The organism is Mycolicibacterium austroafricanum (genome assembly GCF_902705885.1).
GTDB lineage: Bacteria > Actinomycetota > Actinomycetes > Mycobacteriales > Mycobacteriaceae > Mycobacterium > Mycobacterium vanbaalenii_A.
Genome location: NZ_CACSIP010000037.1, coordinates 19,994 through 42,738, shown reverse-complemented (window position 1 = coordinate 42,738; position 22,745 = coordinate 19,994). Strand labels below are relative to the sequence as shown.

At 65.5% G+C, this 22,745-nt stretch carries 24 protein-coding genes; 5 read left to right on the top strand and 19 right to left on the bottom strand.

Annotated elements, in window-relative coordinates:
• The first annotated feature begins 236 nt into the window (after window positions 1-236).
• Window positions 237-1,199, top strand: coding sequence for a PDR/VanB family oxidoreductase (locus BEMPMBAN_RS23085; protein WP_159233593.1), 963 nt, complete (start codon window positions 237-239; stop codon window positions 1,197-1,199).
• 156 nt (window positions 1,200-1,355) lie between these two features.
• Window positions 1,356-2,663 (top strand): cytochrome P450, encoded by a 1,308-nt coding sequence (locus tag BEMPMBAN_RS23080; RefSeq protein ID WP_234897656.1) that lies wholly within the window; start codon window positions 1,356-1,358, stop codon window positions 2,661-2,663.
• A 24-nt stretch (window positions 2,664-2,687) separates the two neighbouring features.
• On the opposite strand, the gene BEMPMBAN_RS32815 is transcribed toward BEMPMBAN_RS23080, so the two are convergent.
• The 17 genes from BEMPMBAN_RS32815 to BEMPMBAN_RS23000 all read right to left on the bottom strand — a co-directional run bounded on the left by BEMPMBAN_RS32815 (window position 2,688) and on the right by BEMPMBAN_RS23000 (window position 18,975).
• Window positions 2,688-2,945: an enoyl-CoA hydratase/isomerase family protein gene (locus BEMPMBAN_RS32815; RefSeq protein ID WP_234897655.1), complete on the bottom strand. Its 258-nt coding sequence runs from the start codon at window positions 2,943-2,945 to the stop codon at window positions 2,688-2,690.
• Window positions 2,902-3,231: an enoyl-CoA hydratase/isomerase family protein gene (locus BEMPMBAN_RS32810; RefSeq protein ID WP_234897654.1), complete on the bottom strand. Its 330-nt coding sequence runs from the start codon at window positions 3,229-3,231 to the stop codon at window positions 2,902-2,904. The genes BEMPMBAN_RS32815 and BEMPMBAN_RS32810 overlap by 44 nt, the downstream gene beginning before the upstream one ends.
• A complete protein-coding gene (locus BEMPMBAN_RS23070) occupies window positions 3,224-4,354 on the bottom strand; it encodes an acyl-CoA dehydrogenase family protein (protein WP_159233592.1) in 1,131 nt (376 codons plus the stop codon). The genes BEMPMBAN_RS32810 and BEMPMBAN_RS23070 overlap by 8 nt, the downstream gene beginning before the upstream one ends.
• A gap of 9 nt (window positions 4,355-4,363) precedes the next feature.
• The gene (locus tag BEMPMBAN_RS23065) at window positions 4,364-5,593 is read right to left on the bottom strand and encodes an FAS1-like dehydratase domain-containing protein (protein ID WP_234897653.1); all 1,230 of its coding nucleotides are present in this window, start codon (window positions 5,591-5,593) and stop codon (window positions 4,364-4,366) included.
• A complete protein-coding gene (locus BEMPMBAN_RS23060; RefSeq protein ID WP_159233591.1) occupies window positions 5,590-6,510 on the bottom strand; it encodes an SDR family oxidoreductase in 921 nt (306 codons plus the stop codon). Before BEMPMBAN_RS23060 ends, BEMPMBAN_RS23065 begins: the two co-directional genes overlap by 4 nt.
• Window positions 6,511-6,586: 76 nt before the next feature.
• Entirely contained in the window at window positions 6,587-7,804 is a 1,218-nt protein-coding gene (locus BEMPMBAN_RS23055; RefSeq protein WP_159233590.1) for an acyl-CoA dehydrogenase family protein, read from the bottom strand.
• A 96-nt stretch (window positions 7,805-7,900) separates the two neighbouring features.
• The gene (locus BEMPMBAN_RS23050; protein WP_159233589.1) at window positions 7,901-8,287 is read right to left on the bottom strand and encodes a hypothetical protein; all 387 of its coding nucleotides are present in this window, start codon (window positions 8,285-8,287) and stop codon (window positions 7,901-7,903) included.
• Entirely contained in the window at window positions 8,284-9,297 is a 1,014-nt protein-coding gene (locus tag BEMPMBAN_RS23045) for a phosphotransferase family protein (protein ID WP_159233588.1), read from the bottom strand. Before BEMPMBAN_RS23045 ends, BEMPMBAN_RS23050 begins: the two co-directional genes overlap by 4 nt.
• Window positions 9,298-9,302: 5 nt before the next feature.
• Complete coding sequence (locus BEMPMBAN_RS23040) at window positions 9,303-10,430, bottom strand: Rv3169 family protein (protein WP_159233587.1); 1,128 nt, start codon at window positions 10,428-10,430, stop codon at window positions 9,303-9,305.
• Between the two features lie 4 nt (window positions 10,431-10,434).
• Complete coding sequence (locus BEMPMBAN_RS23035) at window positions 10,435-12,027, bottom strand: class I adenylate-forming enzyme family protein (protein ID WP_159233586.1); 1,593 nt, start codon at window positions 12,025-12,027, stop codon at window positions 10,435-10,437.
• 5 nt (window positions 12,028-12,032) lie between these two features.
• Window positions 12,033-12,821, bottom strand: coding sequence for an enoyl-CoA hydratase/isomerase family protein (locus tag BEMPMBAN_RS23030; RefSeq protein ID WP_159233585.1), 789 nt, complete (start codon window positions 12,819-12,821; stop codon window positions 12,033-12,035).
• A 28-nt stretch (window positions 12,822-12,849) separates the two neighbouring features.
• Window positions 12,850-13,986, bottom strand: coding sequence for an acetyl-CoA C-acyltransferase (locus BEMPMBAN_RS23025; protein WP_234897660.1), 1,137 nt, complete (start codon window positions 13,984-13,986; stop codon window positions 12,850-12,852).
• A gap of 125 nt (window positions 13,987-14,111) precedes the next feature.
• Window positions 14,112-15,068 carry an acyl-CoA dehydrogenase family protein gene (locus BEMPMBAN_RS23020; protein ID WP_159233583.1) on the bottom strand — a complete coding sequence of 319 codons (957 nt, stop codon included), beginning with the start codon at window positions 15,066-15,068 and terminating at the stop codon, window positions 14,112-14,114.
• Between the two features lie 17 nt (window positions 15,069-15,085).
• The gene (locus tag BEMPMBAN_RS23015; RefSeq protein ID WP_159233582.1) at window positions 15,086-16,240 is read right to left on the bottom strand and encodes an acyl-CoA dehydrogenase family protein; all 1,155 of its coding nucleotides are present in this window, start codon (window positions 16,238-16,240) and stop codon (window positions 15,086-15,088) included.
• Window positions 16,237-17,382 carry a CaiB/BaiF CoA transferase family protein gene (locus BEMPMBAN_RS23010; RefSeq protein ID WP_159233581.1) on the bottom strand — a complete coding sequence of 382 codons (1,146 nt, stop codon included), beginning with the start codon at window positions 17,380-17,382 and terminating at the stop codon, window positions 16,237-16,239. Before BEMPMBAN_RS23010 ends, BEMPMBAN_RS23015 begins: the two co-directional genes overlap by 4 nt.
• Window positions 17,379-18,581: a thiolase family protein gene (locus BEMPMBAN_RS23005; protein ID WP_159233580.1), complete on the bottom strand. Its 1,203-nt coding sequence runs from the start codon at window positions 18,579-18,581 to the stop codon at window positions 17,379-17,381. Before BEMPMBAN_RS23005 ends, BEMPMBAN_RS23010 begins: the two co-directional genes overlap by 4 nt.
• Window position 18,582: 1 nt before the next feature.
• Window positions 18,583-18,975, bottom strand: coding sequence for a Zn-ribbon domain-containing OB-fold protein (locus BEMPMBAN_RS23000; protein ID WP_159233579.1), 393 nt, complete (start codon window positions 18,973-18,975; stop codon window positions 18,583-18,585).
• Between the two features lie 125 nt (window positions 18,976-19,100).
• Between BEMPMBAN_RS23000 and BEMPMBAN_RS22995 the strand changes: the two genes are divergently transcribed.
• The 3 genes from BEMPMBAN_RS22995 (at window position 19,101) to BEMPMBAN_RS22985 (ending at window position 21,049) form a co-directional block, all read left to right on the top strand.
• On the top strand, window positions 19,101-19,946 hold the full coding sequence (locus tag BEMPMBAN_RS22995; protein ID WP_159233578.1) for a MaoC/PaaZ C-terminal domain-containing protein: 846 nt from the start codon (window positions 19,101-19,103) through the stop codon (window positions 19,944-19,946).
• Window positions 19,947-19,953: 7 nt separating this feature from the next.
• Window positions 19,954-20,502, top strand: coding sequence for a nuclear transport factor 2-like protein (locus tag BEMPMBAN_RS22990; RefSeq protein ID WP_159233577.1), 549 nt, complete (start codon window positions 19,954-19,956; stop codon window positions 20,500-20,502).
• Window positions 20,503-20,662: 160 nt separating this feature from the next.
• Window positions 20,663-21,049: a nuclear transport factor 2 family protein gene (locus BEMPMBAN_RS22985; RefSeq protein ID WP_159233576.1), complete on the top strand. Its 387-nt coding sequence runs from the start codon at window positions 20,663-20,665 to the stop codon at window positions 21,047-21,049.
• 75 nt (window positions 21,050-21,124) lie between these two features.
• Here the strand turns inward: BEMPMBAN_RS22985 and BEMPMBAN_RS22980 are convergent, their stop codons facing one another.
• Entirely contained in the window at window positions 21,125-21,337 is a 213-nt protein-coding gene (locus BEMPMBAN_RS22980) for a hypothetical protein (RefSeq protein WP_159233575.1), read from the bottom strand.
• Window positions 21,334-22,683 carry an aromatic ring-hydroxylating oxygenase subunit alpha gene (locus BEMPMBAN_RS22975; RefSeq protein WP_159233574.1) on the bottom strand — a complete coding sequence of 450 codons (1,350 nt, stop codon included), beginning with the start codon at window positions 22,681-22,683 and terminating at the stop codon, window positions 21,334-21,336. The genes BEMPMBAN_RS22980 and BEMPMBAN_RS22975 overlap by 4 nt, the downstream gene beginning before the upstream one ends.
• Window positions 22,684-22,745 lie beyond the last annotated feature (62 nt).

Below are 22,745 nucleotides of genomic sequence, written 5' to 3'. Positions count from 1 at the left end.
TGTTGCCGTAGCCATCGAGGCTCCGCACATGGCGCGGTGTATCGATTAGCGCTGCAATCCACTGCGGGGAGGCGCATGTCGGTCGACGAGGAGACCGCCCGGGTGTTCGTTGCCAACGGTCTGACCAGTGTCATCGTCGAGACGAACTTCTGTTCCGAAATCGACTGCCGGCAAGCGTAGCTCGGCGCCTTTACCAACCTCAAGGCACTTGTCGCAGCACACAGGGAAGGCGATTGATGACGACGACGAACGCTCCCACCGACCGATTCACTGTGCAGGTCACCTCGGTTCGCCAGGTAGCCGATGCAGTGCTGGAGGTGACATTCGGCCACCCTGCGAGGCAGTCGCTGCCGCCCTGGCACCCAGGCGCCCACATCGAGATCCAGCTGCCCTCCGGGCTTTCGCGGCAGTACTCGCTGTGCGGCGACGCATCGGATGAAGCGTCCTACACCATCGCCGTCCTGAGGGAGGAGCATGGCAGGGGTGGCTCTCGCGAGCTTCATCGAATCGTCTGCGCTGGATCTCAATTCGACGTCCGCGCCCCCCGTAATGACTTCACCCTGGTCGAGGCGGACTCCTACCTCTTCGTCGGGGGCGGCATCGGGATCACGCCGCTGATCCCGATGATCAACGAGGTCCAGAAGCGCGGCAGTCAGTGGTCACTCGTCTACGGAGGTCGTACCAGAACGTCGATGGCCTATCACGACCGGCTCCAGGCGCTCGGCAAGCAGGTGGACATATGGATAGAGAGCGAGCGCGGCTATCCGGACCTGACGTCGATCCAGGCCGCCGCACGACCGGGCACCATGGTCTACGCCTGCGGGCCGGGCGCGATGATCGACGCCGTCGCGAGGGAGTTCCCGCACCATCCGCACCTTGGTGGGCTGCACTTCGAACGGTTTGCCGCGAGCGGTCCGATCGACACCAGCGGCGGCGCGTTCGAAGTCGAGCTCCGACGGACCGGCGTGACCTTCGCCGTGGGCGAGGGCGGCTCGATCCTGCAGGAAGTCCACAAGGTGCTTCCCGACCACCCGTTCTCATGCGAGGAGGGCTACTGCGGGGAATGCGAGACGAGGGTTCTCGACGGGCAACCAGACCATCGCGACAACTATCTGACGGCCGACGAACAGGACACCGGCGACACCATGATGATCTGTGTCAGCCGCTGTCAGGGAACACGTCTGGTCCTCGATCTGTGAAGGCTACAAAGCAGATTCAGCGGCCGGCAGGTCTGGCGTACGGGCAGTTCGTCGTATGAGCTCGGCGCAGAATCCTGCAGGTGGTGGACACGACTCCGGGACGTCGAATAGTCTATTCCTATACTTTGTAGCGATCATCTAAATCGAGGAGTAACGGTGTCTCAGCCGACTGCGACCGGAACCTGCCCGGCGGCGACCATGGACGACCTTCTCGCCTTAAGGCCCGACGTCGTGCGCTGTCCGTATGCTGTCTACGAAACCGCCCGGCACGACGCGCCCGTCGAGTACAGCGAGCGACTCGGCGGTTGGGTCGTGACCCGCCACGACGATGTGCTCGAGGTTCTGCGCGACGCGACTTCGTACTCGAACCGGCTCGCCAGTGGGCCGAGCTCGGTATCCGGTCTGGCACAAAAGGTGCTCGAAAACGAGTCGCTGCCCGAGCGCACGCGCGTGGCGGCCGCCCGCCGCATAGAACTCAGCAAGTCGCGCGTGCTGCTGTTCTCCGACCCGCCGCTGCACAAACGCCAGCGCTCGCTCGTCAATGCCGGATTCACCCCGCGACGCGTAGCCGAACTGCACGACTCGGTCGAAGAGCTGGCTCACAGCCTTGTCGACAAAATGCCGGAAACCACAGCCGGTTTCGATATCGTTCCCGCATTCAGCACTCCGATTCCCATGACGGTGATCGCCACGCTGCTCGGCGTACCGCCGGAATTGATGGGCATGTTCAAGGACTGGTCCAACGCGTTCACCCGCGGTGTCGGGGCGCTGGAGCACGACAACGACGCAGTCGTCGAGATCTTCGATCAGGTCAACGCCTTCTACGACTACTTCACCGAAGAGATCTCCAAACGCCAGGAGAATCCAGTTGACGACCTGCTCAGTGACCTGATAGCCGCGCGCCTCGACGGCGAAGAGCCGCTGACCCTCGACGAGATGCTGCAGATGCTCGTCCAGTTTCTGGTCGCCGGCAACGAAACCACGACGAATCTGCTGACCTCGGCAGTGTGGAAGTTGGCGGACGACGCCGTGCTGCAGCAGCGGTTGCGCGAAGACCCCGCGAATCTCCCGCTGTTCGTCGACGAGGTGCTCCGCCTCGAAGCTCCCGTGCAGGGTGTGTGGCGGGTCGCGGTTGCCGACACGGAGATCGGTGGTGTCAGAATCCCCGCCGACGGTCTGATCTACCTGGTGACCGGCTCCGCCAATCGCGACTCCACGGCGTTCGAGCATCCGAACGAACTCGACATCGATAACGCGGGCAGTCGCCATCTCACGTTCGGCCGCGGCGAACACGTCTGCCTGGGAATGAATCTCGCCAAGCTGGAGGCCAAGATCGCACTCGGCGTCCTGCTGTCGCGAACCAAGGAGGTCCGCATCGCAAAACCCGATACCGACATCCCCTTCCACCGCAGCTTCGTGCTGCACGGTATTGGCTCGCTGCCGGTGACAATCACGCGGAGCTGACGTCCACGCTTCAGCCGCTTACCGTCAGCAGGATCGGAAGTCCGGGCTGCGCTTCTCGAAGAATTCGCGCGCTCCTTCGCGAGACTCCTGGGAGCGGAAGGCGAACGACTGACTGAGGGCTTCCGCTCCGATCGACTCGGTGAACGACCGGTCGAACGAGGCGTTGAGCTGTTGCTTAATCATCGAAAGAGCTCCCCGCGGGCCGTCGGCGAGTCGGTGCGACCACGCGTCCACGGCGTCATCCAGATCGGCTTCCGGCACGCAGCGGTTGATCAGCCCCATCGCCGCCGCTTCCGCCGCAGGTACCCGCGCGGCAGAGCTGACCCACACGGCGCATGAACGTCACCTCATCCGGAGCAATGGGCTCCGACAGATCCATTCCGGAACAGAACGCCCTTCCCGCGCCGGTGAGGACGAGCACTCGGCAGTCGGTGCCCGCCCCCAGCAGTTGCAACGCGTCAATGGCCTCGTCGACAAGCGTCTTGGTGATGCCGTTCTTACGGTGCGGCCGGTTCAACGTCAGCGTCGCCACGCCTCCGTCGCTGAGGTCGATGAGGACTTCAGGCATTCACGGCGTCTTCGAGCAGCATGGTGCTGAACCGGCGACGGTGAGCGTCAGGGGTGCCGAGGAGCACTTCGAGGGTTTTGGCGCGCCGAAAGTACAGGTGTGCATCGTGTTCCCAGGTGAATCCAATACCGCCGAGGATGTGCAGGGACTCGTCGGCTACGAGCATGGCTGCGTCCCCGCAGCGTGCCTTCGCCACGCTGGCTGCCACGCCGAGCGCGCGTGCGGCAGCAGGGGTCGGCGTCTTGAGGTACTGGTCTGCCGACTCGATGGCAACCTCCAAGCTGGAGCGAGCGAGTTCGAGTTCCATCAGAAGGCTCACCAGCTGATGCTTGATCGCCTGAAACTGTCCGATCGGTCGGTCGAACTGAACGCGCTCCTTCGCCCATGCGGTTGCGGCGTCATGGCACTGCTGTCCGATCCCGATCTGTTCGGCGGCGATCAGCACCAGGGCAAGGTCGAGGGCGACCTGCACCGGGATCTTGGAGCCGAGTACCGTCCCCGGTGCCTCAGTGAACTCGACGACGGACAATCCGCGCGTCAAGTCGAGGGAGTTCATGGTCGTGCGCTGCACCCAGGCATCGCTCGCATCGATGCTGACGACGACGTCGACGTCATCGCACCGCGCCGGCGCCAGGAGGATGTCGGCGTCCAGGCCGTCGACGACGAACTCTGCGCGCCCGCTGACGGCGACTCTGCGCCCGGGCGTGCAGGAACCGATCGCTGCGAGCGACGGGGTGACGTCGTATCCCTCCGGGGCGGGCCACGCCACCGCCGCGGTGACGGCCCCCGCCGCCAGTTCGCCCAGCAGGGAATGGGCCTCAGGCGTGTCGACCACGCGGAGTAACGCGGTCGCCATGCCCATGGACGACAGCGACGGGACCACCGCGAGTTGGCGTGCGAGTTCTTCGAGTACCACTGCGGCTTCGGCGATCCCGGCTCCCGCGCCGCCGTGTTCCTCGGCGACGAGCAGACCCGTCAGCCCCATCTGATCCGTCAGCACCTTCCAAAGTCCACCGTCCCGGCGGGGTGCATCGCCTTCGGTCAGGTGTCCCCGTGGCCCCGTCGCGGCGGCCTCGCGCACAGCCTCGGCGAGCGCGGCCCGCTCCCGTGCGTCAATCGCCATCACCGCCGCCTACACGTGCCGCGCGCGACGGGCGACCGGCGACTGCTCATCCCGGACGGGAAGGGCGACGGTTGCGGTCCCGGGCATCACATCGGCCCCGCGCTGGTTGCGCGCGAAGGTCGTCAGATCGATGACATGCTCGCCCTCGGGTGTTACGGACTTCCCGACGACCTCGCCACCAAGCGTCACCACATCCGATAGGTAGACGAATCCGCGGTATTGCGAACTGCATTCACGCAGCCAGCCGCTGTCACCCGACCAGTGCGTGAGGAGTTGAGTCTGCCAGCACTGGCGCTGGAACCCTACGTCGTACTGGAACGCCACTCCCATCGCGTTGGCCGCCGCCTTGTTGTAGTGCACAGCGTAGATGGGCTCACTGGAGCCCATCACCGGGTCGCGGAACGACCACGCGGGATGCGCCTGGTAGTCGGCGAGTGCTGCCGCGTGCGCCTTGAGCCGAGGGATGGGTGTACCACCGCCGGCGATGAAGGCCACCTCGTCGGTCAGGCCGATCGGCCCCTTGGTCAGAGTCTGGATCTGCTCGCCGACCTCGACATCCTCCCAGTAGCGGAACTCGGAGCCGCGAGGCTGCTCACGAAGCACCTGCTGCTCGACGGCGACAATCTCGTCCTCGGTCCACGGATGTGGAAGGATCAACTCAGGTTTCGACATGTCCACCGCGACGTTCTTGGACCGTGCTTTCGCCGAACCTCGTTCAAAATTTACTACTTGCCAATTGATTTCAGCGACAAGCTCGCCGCGCTGGTTGCGGTAGCTGTTGACGAAGTGATCGGTCACCATGCGACCCGCAAACTTGCTCGGGCGAGGCCCCGTGAAACCGTCGTATCGACAGGTCGCGGTGATCTTGTCGCCCCAGTAGACGGGCTGGTGAAAGTGTGCCTGGGTGGCGTTGTGGAACGCACCCAGTCCCGGCCACCCGAACTGGATGCCCGAGAAGCAGCCGATGACAAAGGACGGCGGCGCCACGGGGGCGCCGTAGTCCGACGCGGTGGCCTGGTCGGCGTCCGTCCACAGCGTGTTGACGTCGCCGATACCACCCGCGAACTTGACGACGGCGATGCGCGTCGCCTCCTCGTTGTTGATCGAGTGGTCGATGCGTAGGTCGACACCCGCCCGGGCCTTCATCGACTCGACCATCGCGTCGTCGATGACCGCCTCGGGCATCCGCGCTTCGGTGGTCTTGTCGACCTCGCCCGCTGCCCCCTTCGTGGTTGTCACTTCGACGCCTTACCGGGGTTCGCGGTCCAGGCGTTGCCGCCGCTGGGGATTCCCGCATCGGCAACGGCGCTGGCGAGTTCGTCTAGCGTCCAACGGCGTTCGGTCATCAGTTTCCACTCCGGATCCTTGTGCCACGGCGCAATGCGTTGCACACGTGATCCACCGACCAGGAACACCTCGCCGGTCAACGGGCACGACGGCGTCAGCAGGTAGCCGACGAACGGCGAAACGTTGCCGGGGGCCATCCGGTCGAACTCACCTTCTTTTGCCGCCAGGGCATCCCCGAACGCCCCTTCCGTCAGCCGGGTGCGCGCCTGCGGCAGAATCGCATTGACACGAACACCGTAGCGGTGCAGTTCCTTGCTGGACACCTGAGTCATCGAGGCGATCGCGGCCTTCGCCGCCGCGTAGTTGGCCTGGCCGGGGTTACCGAAGACTCCGGATTCACTGCTGGTGTTGACCACCGAGCCGGCGACATCTGCGCCCGCCTTGCTCTGCGCCCGCCAGTAACGCGCCACCTCACGCGTCATGAGGAAGCTGCCCCTCAGGTTGACCCGGACCACCAGATCCCAGTCGTCGTCCTCGATGTTGACGAGGACTCGGTCGCGGAGGATACCGGCATTGTTCACCAGGCCGTCGACTCGTCCGAAGGCGTCCAGTGCGGTCGCGACGATGCGCTTGGCTCCGTCAGAATCGGCGACGTCGTCGCCGTTCGCAACGGCTTTGCCTCCGGCCGCGATGATCTCGTCGGCCACGTGCTGCGCCGGTCCGGCGGCGGCTCCGCTGCCGTCCTGCGCACCGCCGAGGTCGTTGACCACGACGCTGGCGCCCTCAGCAGCGAACATCAGTGCGTGTTCGCGGCCGATCCCGCGGCCCGCGCCGGTGACGATCACCGTCCTGCCGTCAAGGTGTCCCATGGACCTCTTCTTTCGTAGTTGTTCACCGACACGAGATCGGCCGGGTTCATTCATTCCCGTTGCTGTACAGCGGTACTCAGGTTCGGCTCGACTTGTCCTTGGGTAACCCCAGCGAGCGCTCGGCAACGGTATTGCGGTGAATCTCGTCCGTTCCGCCGCCGATGCGCATCCCCGGGACGCTGAGCACCAGTTCGGACCAGGCGTACGACTGGGGTAATCCGGTGTCACCGACCAGTTTCGGGCCAAGTACCACGCTGACGAGATTGCTGAGCGCTTGGAGGTTCGCGGTCAATGCGAGCTTTCCCAGCGACATCTCCGGTCCGGGAACGCCGTTGGCTTTCAGATTGCGATCGGCTCTAGCTCGCATCGACTTCGCCGAGGTTACCCCGGAGTAAACCCGCGCAAACGCCTCGATGACGCCGGGGTCCTCTTCTCGTCCGAGGTCCACGATCCACGCCGCGAGGTCGTCCATTCGAAACAAGCCGCTACCGCCGCTAGAAGATCCACCGATGGCGCCGCGTTCGTACATGAGCATCGCGATGGCGACCGACCAGCCCTGCCCGATGTCACCAAGCCTGAATGCGTCCGGGACGTGGACGTCTTCGAGGAACACCTCGTTGAAGTCTGCGGCTCCGGTGATCTGGCGCAGCGGCCTAACGTCGACACCCGGTGTGCTCATGTCGACGACGAACGCGGTGAGGTTACGGTGGCGAGGTCCATCGGAGGTGCGCGTCAGCGCGATCCCGATATCCGAATAGTGAGCACCCGACGTCCAGACCTTCTGCCCATTGAGCGTCCAGGTCTGGCCGTCGCCGGACGCCACCGCCCGCGCCCGGACGGCTGCCAGATCCGAGCCCGCCGCCGGTTCGCTGAAGAGCTGACAGCCGATTGCATCCGCTCGCCGAAGCGCCCTCAGCCATCGACGTTTGGCGTCATCGGAACCGAATTGCGCCAACGTCGGCGCCACCATCCCGAGGCTCACGGACAAGGGCCCCTTCGAGGGAATCGTGAACTCGCGTTCCAGTACCGCGAAGGCCCGCTCATAGCTCACAGGCAGTCCCCCACCACCGAACTCCAGTGGACCCGTGATCCATCCGTAGCCGGCGTCGAACGCGGCCCGCTGATAGTCGACTGCCGACGCGATCTCCTCGTCCGTCGACCCGGAGAACAGGGCATATCGGGACTTGCCGGAGTTTGCGCGAGACGCAGCCCGTCCACCACACGCATCCTCCAGAAAGGTGCGAGCCCCACACAGGAAGTCCTCCAGCGTCGGAGTTGCCTTCGCAGTCACCATGTTCTCCACAGATAGTCTAGTCCTGTACGGTATATCACTAGACTATATAGGAATCAATAACAGTCGCGCTTATGAGGTCGGAGACGCCGGGCGCCGTCAGACGACGTCGATGAGGCGCTGCAACCGTGCCTGCGCTTCGAGATCCTCCGGATGCTCGTCCAGGTGGGTTCTCAAGCGGTCCATGACGTCGATCGCCACCGCACCGAGTCGATCGCGGTACTCGACATAACCGGCGAGTGTCTCGGTCGCCGGAGGCTGAGGAAGCGCTTCAGGCACCCAGGAGCCTGATTCGGTCAGGCAGGCAGCTAGGGCTGCCGCCTGCGATTTGAGGGCGAATGCACCGTCATCCCAGTCGATCTGGGCGAGCACGGCACGGATTTCCGCCAGACGTGCGCGGGTGTGATCGCTGGACAGTTCGGGGGCGATCGTGTCGGCCAGAATCTTTCGGATGCCCGCGATCAGTTCCGACGGTAGCGGCCTCATCGGGCACTCCTCAGGGGACGCGGACTCGAACTGGTGAGCCCCGTCTCACGCAACGCCGCCGCAATCACTCTTGTTGCGGGCGCAGCAGGGCGGTCCGTCGCCCCCTCGCAAAACGCCTTGACACCGGTGAGGGCGATCACCGCCAGCCGGAACACCGACATCACCTGCCAGAAATGCAACCGGCGAGGGTCCACCGTTTCACCTGTCGCCGCGGACCACACGCGCAGGAACTCGCCGACGTCCCATTGACCACTCAGAAAGTGCTCGCGCCGGTACAGCGAGCAGGTGTACCAGCCGAGATCGTCGTGTGTGTCGCCGAGATGCGCGAGTTCCCAGTCAAGTAGAGCGCTGATCCGACCCTCGTCGATCAGGATGTTCGCCGGACGAAAGTCGCCGTGCACCAGACACACTCGGTCCGGCGGCGGAGGCAGGTGTCGGCTGAGCCAGCTGATGGTCGTGCGCAACGCCGGATGCGGGCCGAGTTCCACGGCATCCAGTTCGGCTACCCACCGCCGTAGCTCCTCGCGGGCGGGGTCGTGCGACGGGTCGGGAAGTACCCTGTCGATCGCCAGGCCGGTCACGTCCACACTGTGAACGCCCGCCAGCAGTACCGGGAGCGTCCTCGCGAGCGTGAGCCGCCCGGCTGTTCCCAGTTCGAGCGGGTCGGATTCTCGCAGTACACCCCGATGGGCGCGACCGGGCAGTCGGTCGACGATCATTGCCGGCCGCGTCAATCGGCTGCCGTCATCGGAGACGTACACGTGTGCCACCGGCAGGTCGGTGACACTCAGCGCACGAAGCAACTCGAACTCCACGTCGCGATCGGTATCGACGACACCGCCCTGCGGAACACGCCGCATGAGCAGGGGCCGCCACACGGTGCCGGCATCGGTAGCCATCTCGGCGTCGAACGCCCAGTTCTCCTGCGAACTGCCGCCACCGAGCCGTTGCGGCTCGGTGATCTCTCGAACCCCGAACTCCGCCAGCGTGTCCTGCAAAGCACTGCGCATGCCGGTCACGTTTGCGAGGATCGCGGGGGTGGAAGTGCTTCCCGATACTTGCCGTACCCAGGTAGGACCATGTATTCGATCACGCCGTAACCCGTCTGACCTTCGTGGCGGACCTCGACGAGGTGGTCGGAACCGGCCTTGGCGTAACGGTAGAAGTTCGTTGCGTCGGTGAGGTCCCAACGATCGTGTTCGGTGGTCGAATCACCGCGCCACTGGCCCTGTTTCCACCCGTTCCAGCCCTCGTAGCCACCCCCGCGTAGGTGGGCCCTGCCTGGACGGGCCGTCAACTCGAGGTCGATCCGGTCGCCGCCGTGCAGCAGCAGCGACAGCGCACCACCGATCAGTGTCGGGGCGGGCGCGCCCTTCTCCCACTTCAGGTCGTGCTCGATACCGACTATCAATGGCGCCGCGCCGTCATGGCCGAACGGGTAGGCCAGCCCGGCGGACACGTGCACCGACCGACCGGGCTCGGACTCTTGCAGATAGATGTGCACGCCGAAGTCGGGCAGCTGCAACGGCGCGAACAGCAGAAGCTTCCACTCCGGCCGCTCCCCCGGCGGCTGCCCGTCCGCGCGCGGCAGCGGCCGAGTGCCCCAGGAGTGGTCGCGCTCGGCCCACCATCGGTCGGGGGTCACCGTCAACACGGTGCCATCGGGAGTGCGGATAGTGCCTGATGCACGACCGTGTTGCACGTAGCGAATCGCGTCGTACGTCGTCCGCGCCCGGCTGACCTGAAAGAACTTGCCCTCCAGAATCGGTTCGAAACTGCCTGCGAACTCGAGATCGAACGAGAGCCCGGAGTCGTTGTCGTCGAGCCGGAAACGCAGAGCGTGAAGTGGCCGTGTCACCTCGCACGACCACGGCCCCACGTTCATGGCATGCGACTCCGGCAGCAGGGAGCGCGACAGTCGCACGTTCGTCTGCTCACCACCGCGCGACAAACAGGCGAAGGCCTCCATGACGTCCTGATTCGGATATCGACCGAGGCCGAGCGTCAGCACCGTGTCACCGTCGCGGGTGTCCTGGAAACTGACCCAGTATCGCTCCCGCCACGACGGATCACTGGTCTCGACCATCGCATGTGGTAACGCGCTCTGATGGGTGAAGTATTCGTCAGCGCCGCTGAGGTGCATCGGCTCAACCCTTCTCGCACGAGGCCACGTAATCGGCTTTGATCGCCTTCTTGTTCAGTTTCTCGCCGGCGAGTGTCGGCAGTGCTGTGTCCGAGATCTGCCACAGCGTGGGAATCTCGAAGTACGCGAGAGCGCCGACGCTGTGTGCCCGCAGCGCTTCGGCATCCACGGGTTCGCCGACCCGGTGGGTGACGGCGGCCGCCAGTTCCTCGCCGAGGTCGTCGTGAGGCACGCCGAACACGGCCGCCTCGATCACTGACGGGTGGCTGAGCAGGTGCTGTTCGACGTGTGCACACGCGATGTTCTCGCCACCGCGAATGACGATGTCCTTGCTCCGGCCGTCGAGGAAGAGATAGCCGTCATCATCGAGGTGACCGAGATCGCCGGTATGCAACCACCCTTCGGCGTCGACGGCGCCGTCGTCGACGCCGATGTAGCGGAGCATCACCGTAGGAGCGCGTACCTGTACTTCACCGGAACCGGCGGCATTGGGGTCGGCGATGCGTACCTCGACGACGGGATACGGCCTGCCGACGGTGCCGGGCCGCGACTGCAGGTCGGCGTTGCCCGCTACCGTCATGAACCCGCCGGTCTCGGTCATACCCCAGGTGTTGGCCAGGCCGCGTTTCTCCAGTTGGGGCAACTTGGCGGTCATGCGCTTGAGGAGGGCGGGAGGAAGCGGGGCACCACCCAACGGGAAACTACGCAAGCTGCTGAGATCATGTGACCCGAATTCGGGATGCTCCAGTATGCGGATCGCCATGGTGGGGACTCCGCCCCATGTCTGCACGCGTTCGGTCTCGATGAGGCGCAGAATCTCGGCGGCGTCGAACCGGCCCGCCGTGAGCACCAGCCTGCCCCCGGTGATCAAGTTGGTCAGGAGATTCGACACCCCGCCGATATGGAACAGCGGTGTGCACAGGAGCGAAACCGACTGAGCATTCTCGGGATTCGCGTGCTGTGGCAGACGCCGCGAACGCGCCAGCAGATTGTGCTGGTTGGCGATCAGTGACCGGATCGACAGTTCCACGGCCTTCGGAGGGCCTGAGCTCCCCGAGGTGAACAACACCAGGCCCGGTGCGTCGACGTCGATGTCATCGACCGCCGCCGGTCCGCTCGCTACGCCATCGAACGCCCCGCCGAGATCCGCGATCGACGTCACCGTGCAGCCCGCCTGGAGCTGTTCGGGGGCATCGCTCAGCACCACCACCGGTGTGGTCACCTGCAGCGCGTGGTCGATTTCGGCAGCGCTCCACCACCGGTTGGCGTAGACCGGCACCGCACCAAGCCACCACGTAGCCCAGGTCGCGAGCACGAACTCCAATCGGTTGTGGCTGTGCAGCACCACCCGATCGCCGCGGCGCACCCTCGCTGCGGCCAGCTGCGCCGCGGCGCTGGGGACCGCGTCGCGGAATGCGCGGTGGGTTACGCGGCGGTCGCCCTGCACGAGGTAGTCACGACCGTCCCAGGTGTCGCTGCCGATCAGGAGCGACGGCAGCGAGGTAGGTGCCATCTCGTACACCAGGCCCGCGTGCCCGGCGTACCGGCCCTCAACAACCCGTTCGCCCCACACATGCGTATCGACCGGAGCCTCCATACGATTCAACGTCCCGTCCATCGTCCCTCTCGTTTCTCCATGAACGCCTGGACCGCCTCGACCGCGTCGGTGCTTCGGTTGGACAGAGCCTCGAGGTAGAACCCCGTGTCGAGCACCTGTTCGGTCGAGGCGGCAAGCGCCTTGTTCAGCGTGCGCTTCGTCAACTGCGTAGCGATGGGCGGCAACGCCGCCACTCGCTCCGCCAGCTCGAAAGCGGTGCTTGCTACGTCGTCAGCGGTGTCGACGAGGTCCGTCACCAGGCCTAGGTCGAATGCCTCCTGACCGGTGAGCGGTTCCCCCCAGAGCAGTCGCCGCTTCGCACGCAGCAGGCCCGCGCTGGGCGGCCAGGCGACACATCCACCGTCCCCGGCCACCAGACCCATGTGGACGTGCGGATCGCTCAACTTCGTCGTGGGAGTCGTCACCACGGCGTCCGCGGTGAAGACGAGGCTCGTCGACACTCCGAAGGAGTGTCCGTGCACGGCCGCCACCAGGGGTTTGGGAAAGTCTGCGAAAGAACGGAACAGCCGACGACCGTCGTCGACGTTGCGGATCAACGCGTTGAGGTCGGCGTGACCGTCAAGGATCGTCTGCATGTCGCCGCCCGCCGAGAAGTACTTGCCCGTCGATGTGAACACCGCGGCGCGGACATCGGTGTTGCGCGCTAGGTCGATGAGCGCACCCGGTAACTCGTTGACCAGTGTTTCGTCGAACGCGTTCAGTATGTCGGGACGGCTCAACCTCAGTTCCGCAACGTGACCACGCAGGTGGATGTCGACCGCGGTACGACTCATGGGGATTCTCCGTTCGAGATCATCGGGGCTAGACCCGTTCGATGATTGTCGCCGTTGCCATCCCGCCACCGGTGCACATCGTGACCAACCCGGTGCTCAGATCTCGTCGTTCGAGTTCGTCCAACACGGTCTGAAACAGCATGGCTCCGGTGGCACCGATCGGGTGGCCCAGCGCGATGGCGCCGCCGTTGACGTTGACCTTGTCCGGATCGATGGCCAGGTCGCGGATCACCTTCAGCGGCACCGCCGCGAACGCTTCGTTGATCTCCCAGAGGTCGATGTCGGTCGCGGCCATCCCGGCTTTGTCCAAGCAGACCCGCGCGGCCGGTCCGGGCGCTGTCAGCATGATGACCGGTTCCGCGCCGCGAACCGCGCCGGTCACAAGACGCGCCCGCGGCCTCAGTCCGTTCGCCGTGGCGTAGTCGCTGGAGGCAACCACCATCGCCGCGGCCCCGTCGACGACGCCCGACGAGTTGCCGGCATGGTGCACGTGCTGGAGGACGCCTGCTTCCGGGTAAGTGACCACGCACATCTCGTCGTAGCTGCGCCCGTCCTCACGGGGTTTGCCACCCGAACGCTCGAACGACGCGGGCAGTCCCGACAGCGACTCGACCGTAGTTCCGGGACGTAGGTGCTCGTCACGATCCAGGAGAACGTCGCCTTCGGAGTACACGGCGACCAGGCTGTGGTTGAACCGACCTTCCTTGGCCGCGACGGCAGCGCGTTCCTGGCTGGTGACCGCGAACTGATCCACGGTAGTGCGATCGAACCCCTCCAAGGTCGCGATCAGGTCGGCCGCGATGCCCTGGGGGACGAGCGGATACCGTTCCCGCAGTTTGCCATTGCCTGCGTCGAGTGGCCGTCCGTACGTGTGGCGCGACATCGACTCCACGCCTCCGGCCACGACGAGATCCTGCCATCCTGCGAGAACGCCAGTAGCTGCCGCCATCACGGCCTGCTGACCGCCTCCACAGAATCGGTTCACGGTCAGTCCCGGCACGGTCACCGGCCAACCCGCGGTGAGCACCGCGGATCGGGCGATGTCATTGGCGTGATCGCCCGCGTGTTCGCCGTTGCCCATGACAACGTCGTCGACGTCGTCAGCGGACAGGCCCCGTTCGACGAGAGCGCGTAGCACGGTTGCCAGCAGTTCCTGCGGGTGCACGGAGTGCAGCGCACCCGAAGCCTTCCCCTTGCCTCGCGGCGTGCGTACCCCGTCGATGATCCATGCTTCGCGCACGGTTCCTCCTCAGCTGATGGATTCGTTGTCGTCCGGTGAAAGCCGTCGCGTCACAGCGCGACCAGAGATTCACTCAAGTCTCCGGACCGCAACACCGCACCCAACTCGGCGTGCAGCTCGGCAGCGCCGCCCAGAAGCGGCTCTAGCGTGAGCGCACGCCGCAGATAGCGGTGGAAGTCATGCTCCCAGGTGAAGCCCATGCCTCCGAGGAGTTGTTGGCACACCGCGCGCGCCGAACGCGACGAGCGGATCGCCGCGGCTTTGGCGAGTGCCGCGCTTGGTCCGTCGGCGTTCTCCCACGCGGCGCCGGCGGACAACTCTGCGATCTGATGCCACAGATGGACATCGGCGAGTTGATGCTTGACAGCCTGAAAGGATCCCAGCGGCTGATTGAACTGCTCGCGGCTGCCGACGTGTTCGACGGTCATCCGCATCATCGCCGACCCCACGCCGACGAGTTCGTGTGAGAGCGCGCGGCGGCCGGCGGCCACCATCGCAGCCCACGCGGCCGTCGCGTCGGCGACGTCCACAGTCGTGCTCACCGACGCCGTCGCGGTGGCCCGCACCCACCCAGCAGCCGTGTCGAGGGGATCGCCCGGCGCATCGTCCGGAGCGTCACACATCACCAACGAGTGCCTGCCGTCGTCGTCGCGTAGCGCGACCAGGATCGGTGTCGTGCCTGCCTGCACGACGCCCGCGAGTTCGACGGTGTGCGCGTCCACGCGCGACCCGGCAGGCCGGCTGGTACCCGGCGGCGGTAGTACCACCCTGGCATCGATGCCGCCGAACTCTTCGCCCGCAGCGGCCAGCAGCACGGAGTCGAGTTGCGACCTAGGCAGCAGCAGCTCGCCGGCGAGGGTGAACAGCGACGAAACAGCCACTTCGGGCTCCTCGGCCATCAGTTCGTACCAGCCGAACTCGGCGACGACATCGCGCGCTCTCCCCGGCTGCGCACTCAGCGCGTCGCGAAGCGCATCGGTAATCTGGGCGGCGTCGGCGGCGTCCATGGGAGTGTCCTTCCGGTTCAGCGCGGTAGGCCGAGCAATCGCTCAGCGATGATGTTGCGTTGGATCTCCGCCGCACCGCCGTAAATCGACGAGGCGCGGCTGTAGAGGTAGTCGGTGCGCCACTCCTCGGCGATGTCACCACCGCCGAAGACGACGTCCGCGCCGAGAGCGGCTAAGACGCTGTCGAAGAGGAATTTCTCGGCGGTCGACATCGCGAGCTTGTCCAGCGATGTGGTGGCACCCACGGGACGACCGTCGGACAGCGCCCGGACCGTCCGGCGTGACAGCAGCCGCAACCCGACGAGCAGTTCGAGTGCTTCGCCGACTACGGCGGCACCGGTGGCGCCGCCGTCAGCGATGGCGAGGTCGTTGAGCCTGGTACGCAACCAGATTTGACGCTGCCAGGCGGCCGCGCCCCGCTCCCCCGCCAGCACGTGCATCGCGACGGACCAGCCCCCGTCGACCTCGCCCAGGAGCCGATTGTGCGGAATGAGGGCGTCGCCGAAGTAGAGCGAACAGAACTCCTCGTCGCCGTTCATGCTCCGCAGCGGGCTGATCTCGATGCCGGGGGTGTCCATATCGAGGAGGAACGCGGAGATACCGCGATGGGCCGAGTCTGGTGCACCGGTCCTTGCGAGGAGGACACATCGGTCCGCGAACTGCGCCCAACTGGTCCATATCTTCTCGCCGGTAACGCGCCACCCGTCGTCGACGCGCACGGCTTTCAGCCGTAGCGATGCGAGGTCGCTGCCCGCTCCGGGTTCCGAAAAACCCTGGCACCACGTTTCATCACCGCGCAGCAGTCGCGGCAGTACCAACGATGCGAGTTCCGGGCGTGCGAAGGCCGCCACGGCAGGGCCCAGCACCTCCTGAGTGGCGAAGGAGAACGGCGGCGGATAGCCGGCGAGTGCCAGTTCCTCACCGACGATGCTGCGCAGGATCGGTTTGCCGCCCAGACCGCCTACCTCCTCAGGCCAACCGAGCCGAATCCAGCCGGACTCGAACAACATTCGCTGCAGTGCACGAAGCCGTTCGAACACATGGGTGATGTCGCCGCCGTTGGTGCGGAACTGTTCGAGGTCCTCGCGTTGGTCGGCGAGCCAAGAGCGGAACGCGGTCCGCGATTCGTCGACCGTGGTGGGCAGTGTGTCCATCGTCGTTGGTGCGCTCATGAGCTCGCCACCTTGTCCGGAGCTCCGTTCGCACCCGTCTCCGCGCTGCTCCAGTCGGCCAGTACCGCTTCGGTGTCCTCACCCGCGAGCCGCGGTGGCGTGGGGGCTGCTGCCGGAGTGCGACTGAACCGCGGCGCGGGAGCAGGTTGGCTGACCCCTCCGACGTCGAGGAACCCGCTCCTAGCGCTGGTGTGGTCCGCATCGGCGACCTCCCAGGGCGCTAGCACCGGCGAGACGCACGCATCGAGTTCGGCGAATATCCGGGTCCATTCGGCACGGGTCCGAGTCGAGAACACCTCGGTGAACTTGGCGCGCATGGCATCCCAACCGTCACGGTCCAGTTGAGCGGGGATGCTCTCGTCACCGTGCAGCCCGAGGCCGATGAGCAACTGCTCGTAGAACCGGCGTTCCAGCGCACCTACCGCCATGTGCTCGCCGTCCGAGGTCGGATAGGTGTCGTAGAAGGGGGCGCCACCGTCCAGCAGATTCGTGCCACGATCGTCGGACCAATGGCCCTCGGCGCGGACACCGTGGATGAACGCCGTGAGGAGCGCGGCCCCGTCGACCATGGCCGCATCCACGACCTGACCGCGCCCTGAGTTGGAGCGCTCGTGAAGCGCGGCGAGAATCCCGACGGCGAGCAGCATTCCGCCACCGCCGAAGTCGCCGACGAGGTTGAGCGGCGGAAGTGGACGTTCTCCACTGCGGCCAATCGGTTCCAGCGCTCCGGCCACCGCGATGTAGTTGATGTCGTGGCCGGCCTTGGCGGCTAGCGGACCGTCCTGACCGTAACCCGTCATCCTCGCGTAAACCATGCCGGGATGTTCAGCGAGCAGCTCGTCGGGTCCGAGGCCGAGCCGTTCCATGACCCCCGGCCGGAATCCTTCGACGAGGACGTCGGCGGACCGCGCCAGCCGCCGTACGAGTGAAACCCCCTGCGGTGTCTTCAGATCGGTGGCAATCGACCGCCGGCCGCGCTTCAACGGGTCGACGGGCCGGCGCGGCGTAGGGCCGGGGCGGGCGGGGCGATCGACAGTGACGACATCGGCACCGAAGTCGGCGAGCATCATGCACGCAAAAGGTGCCGGCGCGGCGCTGGCGATCTCAAGTACGCGCACCCCGTGCAACGGACCCACGCTCACGCGGCACGCGCTTCGAGAATGTGCACCGCGCACGCGGATGCCAACCCGATCACATGCGTCAATCCCACTTTGGCACCGGCGATTTGACGGTCGCCGGCCTCGCCTCGGAGGTGTGTCGCCACCTCGTAGAGATTCGCGATGCCGGTCGCACCGATCGGGTGCCCCTTGGACAGCAAGCCGCCCGACACGTTGACCGGAATCGTGCCATCCCGAGTGGGTGCGCCCGAGTCGATGAACTCGCCCGCGCCGCCGGGACTGCAGAGCCGGAGATTGTCGTAGTGGATCAGCTCGGCCGTAGCGAAGCAGTCGTGCAGTTCGACCAGGTCGAGATCACCGGGCCCGATGCCTGCCGCCTCGTACGCCTGGTCCGCGGCCAACCGGGTGAGCGTGTTGACGTCCGGTTGGACCTGCCCGCTCGGGGTCCAGGGGTCGGACGTCATCACCGATGCGGACACTTTCACCGCACGGCGGCGCACATCTGGATCGAGCGTTTTCAGCTTGGCGTCGGACACCAGGACGACCGCGGCGGCGCCATCGCCCGTCGGGCAGCACATCGGGAGCGTGTTGGGGTAGCTGATGACCTCGGCGCCGAGCACCTCCTCAATCGCGAACGGCTTCTGGTACTGCGCAAGGGGGTTCAGCGTGGAGTGCTGATGGTTCTTCACCGCAACCTTCGCGAACTGCTCGGCGGTCACCCCATGCGCCAAGGCGTATTCGGTGCCCGCCTGAGCGAACACACCGGGCATTAGGCCGGTACCGAGCATGCCCTCGGTTTTCACGACGGCGCCGTAGCGCCCCTTCGGTGTGAACACCTTCTTGGCGTCGGCCTTCTTGGCGGCGCCGCCCAGCATGCCCATCTTGCCCATCTTCTCGACGCCCACGGCCATGGCGATGTCACACTCGCCGGACTTGAGGCCCATCATCGCCACACGTACGGCGGTGGCGCCCGTCGCGCACGCGTTGACGACGTTGTACACGGGGATGCCGGTCTGCCCGATCTGCTTCTGCAACCGCTGGCCGTTGTGGGAGTTCGCCTCGTAGACGTTCCCGAGCGCCAGCAACCCGATGTCGGCCATCTGCTGCCCGGAGTCGGCGAGCGCGCCGAGGGCTGCCGACGACGCGAGGTCGAGCAGGTCGCGGTCGGGGAATCGTCCGAACTTGGTCATCGACGTGCCGATGATCCACACGGATTCGCTCACCTCAAGCTCCAATCGGTTCGTAGCCGAACGCGACTGCGACGGTGCCGTCGTCGTCGGTACCCACGTCGTAGACGACCAGTCGCACCTTGGTCTCGGGATGGATCGTGGCCGGGTCGCTGACCCCGAGGAGATTGGCCTTGACCACACCGCCGCCGGTGAGTTCGACGACCACGGAGGTGAAGGGCCCGGACTTCGCACCGCGCTGGACGATCGTGTATGCCCTGACCACGCCCTCGTTGGACAATCGGCGTGACGTGAACTCCGACGACGAGCACCTGGCGCAGGCGTTGCGGCGATCGAAGTACAGCGCTGCGCACTGCTGACACTCGTGGGCCTCCAGATGAGGATCCTCCCCGAGCACCAAATAGTCGACTGCCGGAATGTTCTCTGCCATTGGGCCTCCGCACTTTCTCGGCAACGCTGCCGTTGGTCGCCAACACAATGGTAGATTACTCGACTATCGATATCCCGACAATCTTAACGTCGGGGACAACCCGCGTCGTGTTGTGAGGAGGCCCCGTGCCCGAGTCCAGTCCCTTCGACCCCAGCGTCGTCGGCGCTCGCTCCGCGCCAAAGACGGTGACGTGGAGTTCGCGAGACTGCATGCTGTACGCACTCGGCGTCGGCGCCGGAGTCGACGACCTCGCATACACCACCAACAACACGCACAACGTTGACCAGAAAATGGTTCCCACGATGCCGGTGACGCTGGGGGTCGACTTCAGCGTCATCAAACGCGCCGGCCGAATCGATTGGACCAAGGTGCTGCACGCCGAGCAGCGGGTCGATCTTCTCGGCACCATTCCGACAGAGGGCGAAGCGGAGGCGGTTACCGAGATCACCGAGCTGTGGGATAAGGGCAAGGCGGCACTGATCGTCGCTCGCACCACCGGCTCGATCGCGGGAGAACCGCTGTGGCACAGCTCTGCAAGCCTGTTCATCCGAGGCGCCGGCGGCTGGGGCGGAGAACGCGGGCCGGTGTCCTCGGCGCCGACGCCTGAAGCCGACGGACCCGTGAAGACGATCACCTATCAAACCCGTCCGGACCAGGCTCTGATCTATCGGCTGTCCGGCGACTACAACCCGCTGCACTCGGACCCGGCGTTCGCCGCACGCGCAGGGCTGGATCGACCAATCCTGCACGGGCTCTGCACGTTCGGTTTTGCTGGTCGGGCGGTGCTCGAGGTGCTCGGTGACGACGCGGTGATCACCTCGATGGCAGCCCGGTTTGCCGCACCCGTATGGCCGGGCGACAGCCTCAGCATCGACATCGCACAGCCGGACGACACCACCGTCGTCTTCGGCATGCGCGGCCGGGACGGCGGCGAGGTACTCACCGGTGGCCGTGCCACGTACCGGATGTGAGCCTACGATGAGGACCCCCGGGTGGCAGCCACTTCTCGACCGCATCGAGGCCGAACAGGATCCGACACGCAAGGCGAACTTGCAAATCGTCGCGCGGCACGTCGTCGAAGAGGTGGCCGGGAACACCGAGGCGCTGATGGCCACGCTGGTGGCCGACCCCCATTACTCGGTGTGGGGCGCTTCCGACAGCAAAGGACCCACCGGATACGAGGCCGTTATCGATTGGTATAGACGTCTGCAAGCCGCGGGCCGTAATCGACTCGACTACGTTATCCACCGAGTGGTGGCAGACGAGCATTGCGTGGTCACCGAGGGCGATTTCCAGTACGCCATCCCCGGACGCGAGCTGGAGGCCACCGACACCGAGGCGGGTGACCCCGTCGTCGCCGGCGAGTACTACCTCGTCACACACCGCACTGCGGTCATCTGGCCGATAAGTCGCGACGGGCTGATCGAAGGCGAGGACATCTACGCCGGCGAACGCCATCGCGTCAGAAGACATCTCGCTCCCGGCGAACTCCCTCACCTGGGACCTCCGGAAAGGCCTCACGGATGACGGAAACTTCCGCTTCAGAGGCCCCGCTTCCCGACTCGATCGGGCTTCTGGTGGGAGACGAGCCCGGCGAGTTGACCCCGACGCGGTCCGCCACGGAGCGCGGTCTCATCGCGATCGGCGCCGCCGGTGCGCTCATTTTCCGACATTCAGGGAGCCGATTATGACCTCACTGCCACAGTCGATCTCGTGCTTCTTCTCCGCCGTCAACGCGCGTGATGCGGATGCGCTCGGTGCCGTCGTCACCGCGGACGTAAAGTATCACCTCATCGTGCCTCATCCACCGGTGTGCGGGCGCACCGCGGTCGTCGAAGCCCTGCGGAAGTCGCTGCAGGAAGCCGACCGGGTCGACTGGGAGGTACTGTCATGGTCGGCAACAGACGACTTGGTGTTCATCGAACGCCTCGACCGCTTCTGGTTCGGAGACCGCGAAGCGGCGATCGAGTGCACCGGGGTGTTCGTGCTTCGCGACGGATTAATCTCGGAAATACGGGATTACGCGGACCTGGGAACGTGGCGAACCCGTAAGTCGGCCGCGCTCAATCGGTGAGCCGGCGGCCAACCTTCATCGTCACGGGTGTCAACTCAGCCCTGCCGACTGCCGTCACGCCAACGCCGACTACGTTCAGCGCGACGCCGGATTGGTGACGAGTCGGTGGGCGTTGCGCGGCGCCATGATCCACCCGCAGAGGTGCAGGTCGGCGTCGAACTTATCCCCCGCGAGCCAGTGACCGTCGGCGGCGTAGAAGCCGACCCCGCCGTCGGCGCGGGTGATGCGCACCCGGTCTTCGTCCCGCTCGTAGAGATCATTGCTGTACGGGTGCACGATCCCGTTCACGGCGCTGCCTCACCCAGGTACCGGTCCAGCAAGCGGTGCATCCACTTGAGATTGTCCTCCTGGTAGGAGGCGAACGTCACCGTGGGATTCACCGCGCTCTCCAGCCCGCGCTGCACGCGCTCCATGTTGCCGCAGTCCTGATCCAGGACGTTACCCAGCATCCCCAAAGGGGAACTACTGAAAGGAGTTTCGGCGTCAAGCACGACTTCCTCTGCGGGGGGCTGTCGCTCACCCACCACGGGAGCGATCAGGAAGACCTCCATGATGCACGTGCGGTGGTCGTCGCCGTTGGGCCGGAAGCGGTACACAATCTTGTGCACCCCGCCCCACGGCAACATGTTCGGAAACACCGTGTAGGTGAAGTTGTCGACCAACTCGGCGTCGCACCAGTTCTCAACCCCGTCGCCGAGCAGCCCGCGCCATTTCTCCCGCGTCGTCCGCACGATGAACGATCGCGCCGTTTCCCCCGGCAACGGTGTCACCGGCAGCGGCTCATCGACACGAACGTCCATGGTGGACCGCAGCATCTCCTCGGTGGACGGATCCCACGGCATCATCGGACCGACCACCTCGGAAGGGGTGATGAATCGCGCGAAGTTGTCGTAGACGTCGACCTGGCACGCGCCGAAAGCCGCGTAGGGCACCGTCTGCGGGTGAGTGGCGGGCGCATGCCAGCACTCCATGAAGGCTTCCTGCGCAACCTTCCAGTTGGCCCGGATGACCTTCGACACGTGCGCCTCGACATAGCGGTCGTGGCCGTACCAGGTGGCAAACTGCTCGACGACGTCGCCCAGGAACGATTCGAGGGGTTCGGCATCGGGATCGGGGTTGATGAACACGAACCCCGCCCAGACGCCGACGCGGCACTGCGACAACGCGAATGACTCCGGAGCTACGTGTTCGAACTCCCACGGCGCGGGGATCCGCTTCAGCTCACCGTCGAGCGTCCACGCGATACCGTGGAACGCGCATCGGATCTCCGAGCACCGGCCCGCATAGTCTTTCAGAGCACGGCCGCGGTGTGGGCAGGTATTCGGAAAGGCCCGGATCGTGTCTGGCGCCGTTCTGATGACGAGGTAAGACCGACCCGCGATGTCGTACACGATGTGGTCGCCGATCTCCGGAATGTGCTCTTCGCGGCAGGCGAACTGCCACACACGAGTCCAGAGCTTCGCCTTCTCCCGTTCATGCCAATCGCGGGATACGTAACGGTCTGTCGAGGCCTTGTGGAAGTCAAAGTTTCCCGGCGACGCCTGCAGCAGATGTTTGGGCACCTCGCGGGTATCGAGCGCCAGCACGTCCTGGTAGGTGACGCGGCGGTCGCCGACGTCGAGCCGTTCCCCCATGACCGCCTCCGTTGAAGTCCTCTCGGTGTCGCTATCGCTCGTCCGGCTCACGCTACTCGTTT

Excerpts from the sequence above, each read along its gene's own strand:
- BEMPMBAN_RS23085 (WP_159233593.1), top strand. The coding sequence starts at position 237 with ATGACGACGACGAACGCTCCCACCGACCGATTCACTGTGCAGGTCACC.
- BEMPMBAN_RS32815 (WP_234897655.1), bottom strand. The coding sequence starts at position 2,945 with ATGGGGCTGATCAACCGCTGCGTGCCGGAAGCCGATCTGGATGACGCC.
- BEMPMBAN_RS32810 (WP_234897654.1), bottom strand. The coding sequence starts at position 3,231 with ATGCCTGAAGTCCTCATCGACCTCAGCGACGGAGGCGTGGCGACGCTG.
- BEMPMBAN_RS23070 (WP_159233592.1), bottom strand. The coding sequence starts at position 4,354 with ATGGCGATTGACGCACGGGAGCGGGCCGCGCTCGCCGAGGCTGTGCGC.
- BEMPMBAN_RS23060 (WP_159233591.1), bottom strand. The coding sequence starts at position 6,510 with ATGGGACACCTTGACGGCAGGACGGTGATCGTCACCGGCGCGGGCCGC.
- BEMPMBAN_RS23055 (WP_159233590.1), bottom strand. The coding sequence starts at position 7,804 with ATGGTGACTGCGAAGGCAACTCCGACGCTGGAGGACTTCCTGTGTGGG.
- BEMPMBAN_RS23050 (WP_159233589.1), bottom strand. The coding sequence starts at position 8,287 with ATGAGGCCGCTACCGTCGGAACTGATCGCGGGCATCCGAAAGATTCTG.
- BEMPMBAN_RS23045 (WP_159233588.1), bottom strand. The coding sequence starts at position 9,297 with ATGCGCAGTGCTTTGCAGGACACGCTGGCGGAGTTCGGGGTTCGAGAG.
- BEMPMBAN_RS23040 (WP_159233587.1), bottom strand. The coding sequence starts at position 10,430 with ATGCACCTCAGCGGCGCTGACGAATACTTCACCCATCAGAGCGCGTTA.
- BEMPMBAN_RS23035 (WP_159233586.1), bottom strand. The coding sequence starts at position 12,027 with ATGGAGGCTCCGGTCGATACGCATGTGTGGGGCGAACGGGTTGTTGAG.
- BEMPMBAN_RS23030 (WP_159233585.1), bottom strand. The coding sequence starts at position 12,821 with ATGAGTCGTACCGCGGTCGACATCCACCTGCGTGGTCACGTTGCGGAA.
- BEMPMBAN_RS23020 (WP_159233583.1), bottom strand. The coding sequence starts at position 15,068 with ATGGACGCCGCCGACGCCGCCCAGATTACCGATGCGCTTCGCGACGCG.
- BEMPMBAN_RS23015 (WP_159233582.1), bottom strand. The coding sequence starts at position 16,240 with ATGAGCGCACCAACGACGATGGACACACTGCCCACCACGGTCGACGAA.
- BEMPMBAN_RS23000 (WP_159233579.1), bottom strand. The coding sequence starts at position 18,975 with ATGGCAGAGAACATTCCGGCAGTCGACTATTTGGTGCTCGGGGAGGAT.
- BEMPMBAN_RS22990 (WP_159233577.1), top strand. The coding sequence starts at position 19,954 with ATGAGGACCCCCGGGTGGCAGCCACTTCTCGACCGCATCGAGGCCGAA.
- BEMPMBAN_RS22985 (WP_159233576.1), top strand. The coding sequence starts at position 20,663 with ATGACCTCACTGCCACAGTCGATCTCGTGCTTCTTCTCCGCCGTCAAC.
- BEMPMBAN_RS22975 (WP_159233574.1), bottom strand. The coding sequence starts at position 22,683 with ATGGGGGAACGGCTCGACGTCGGCGACCGCCGCGTCACCTACCAGGAC.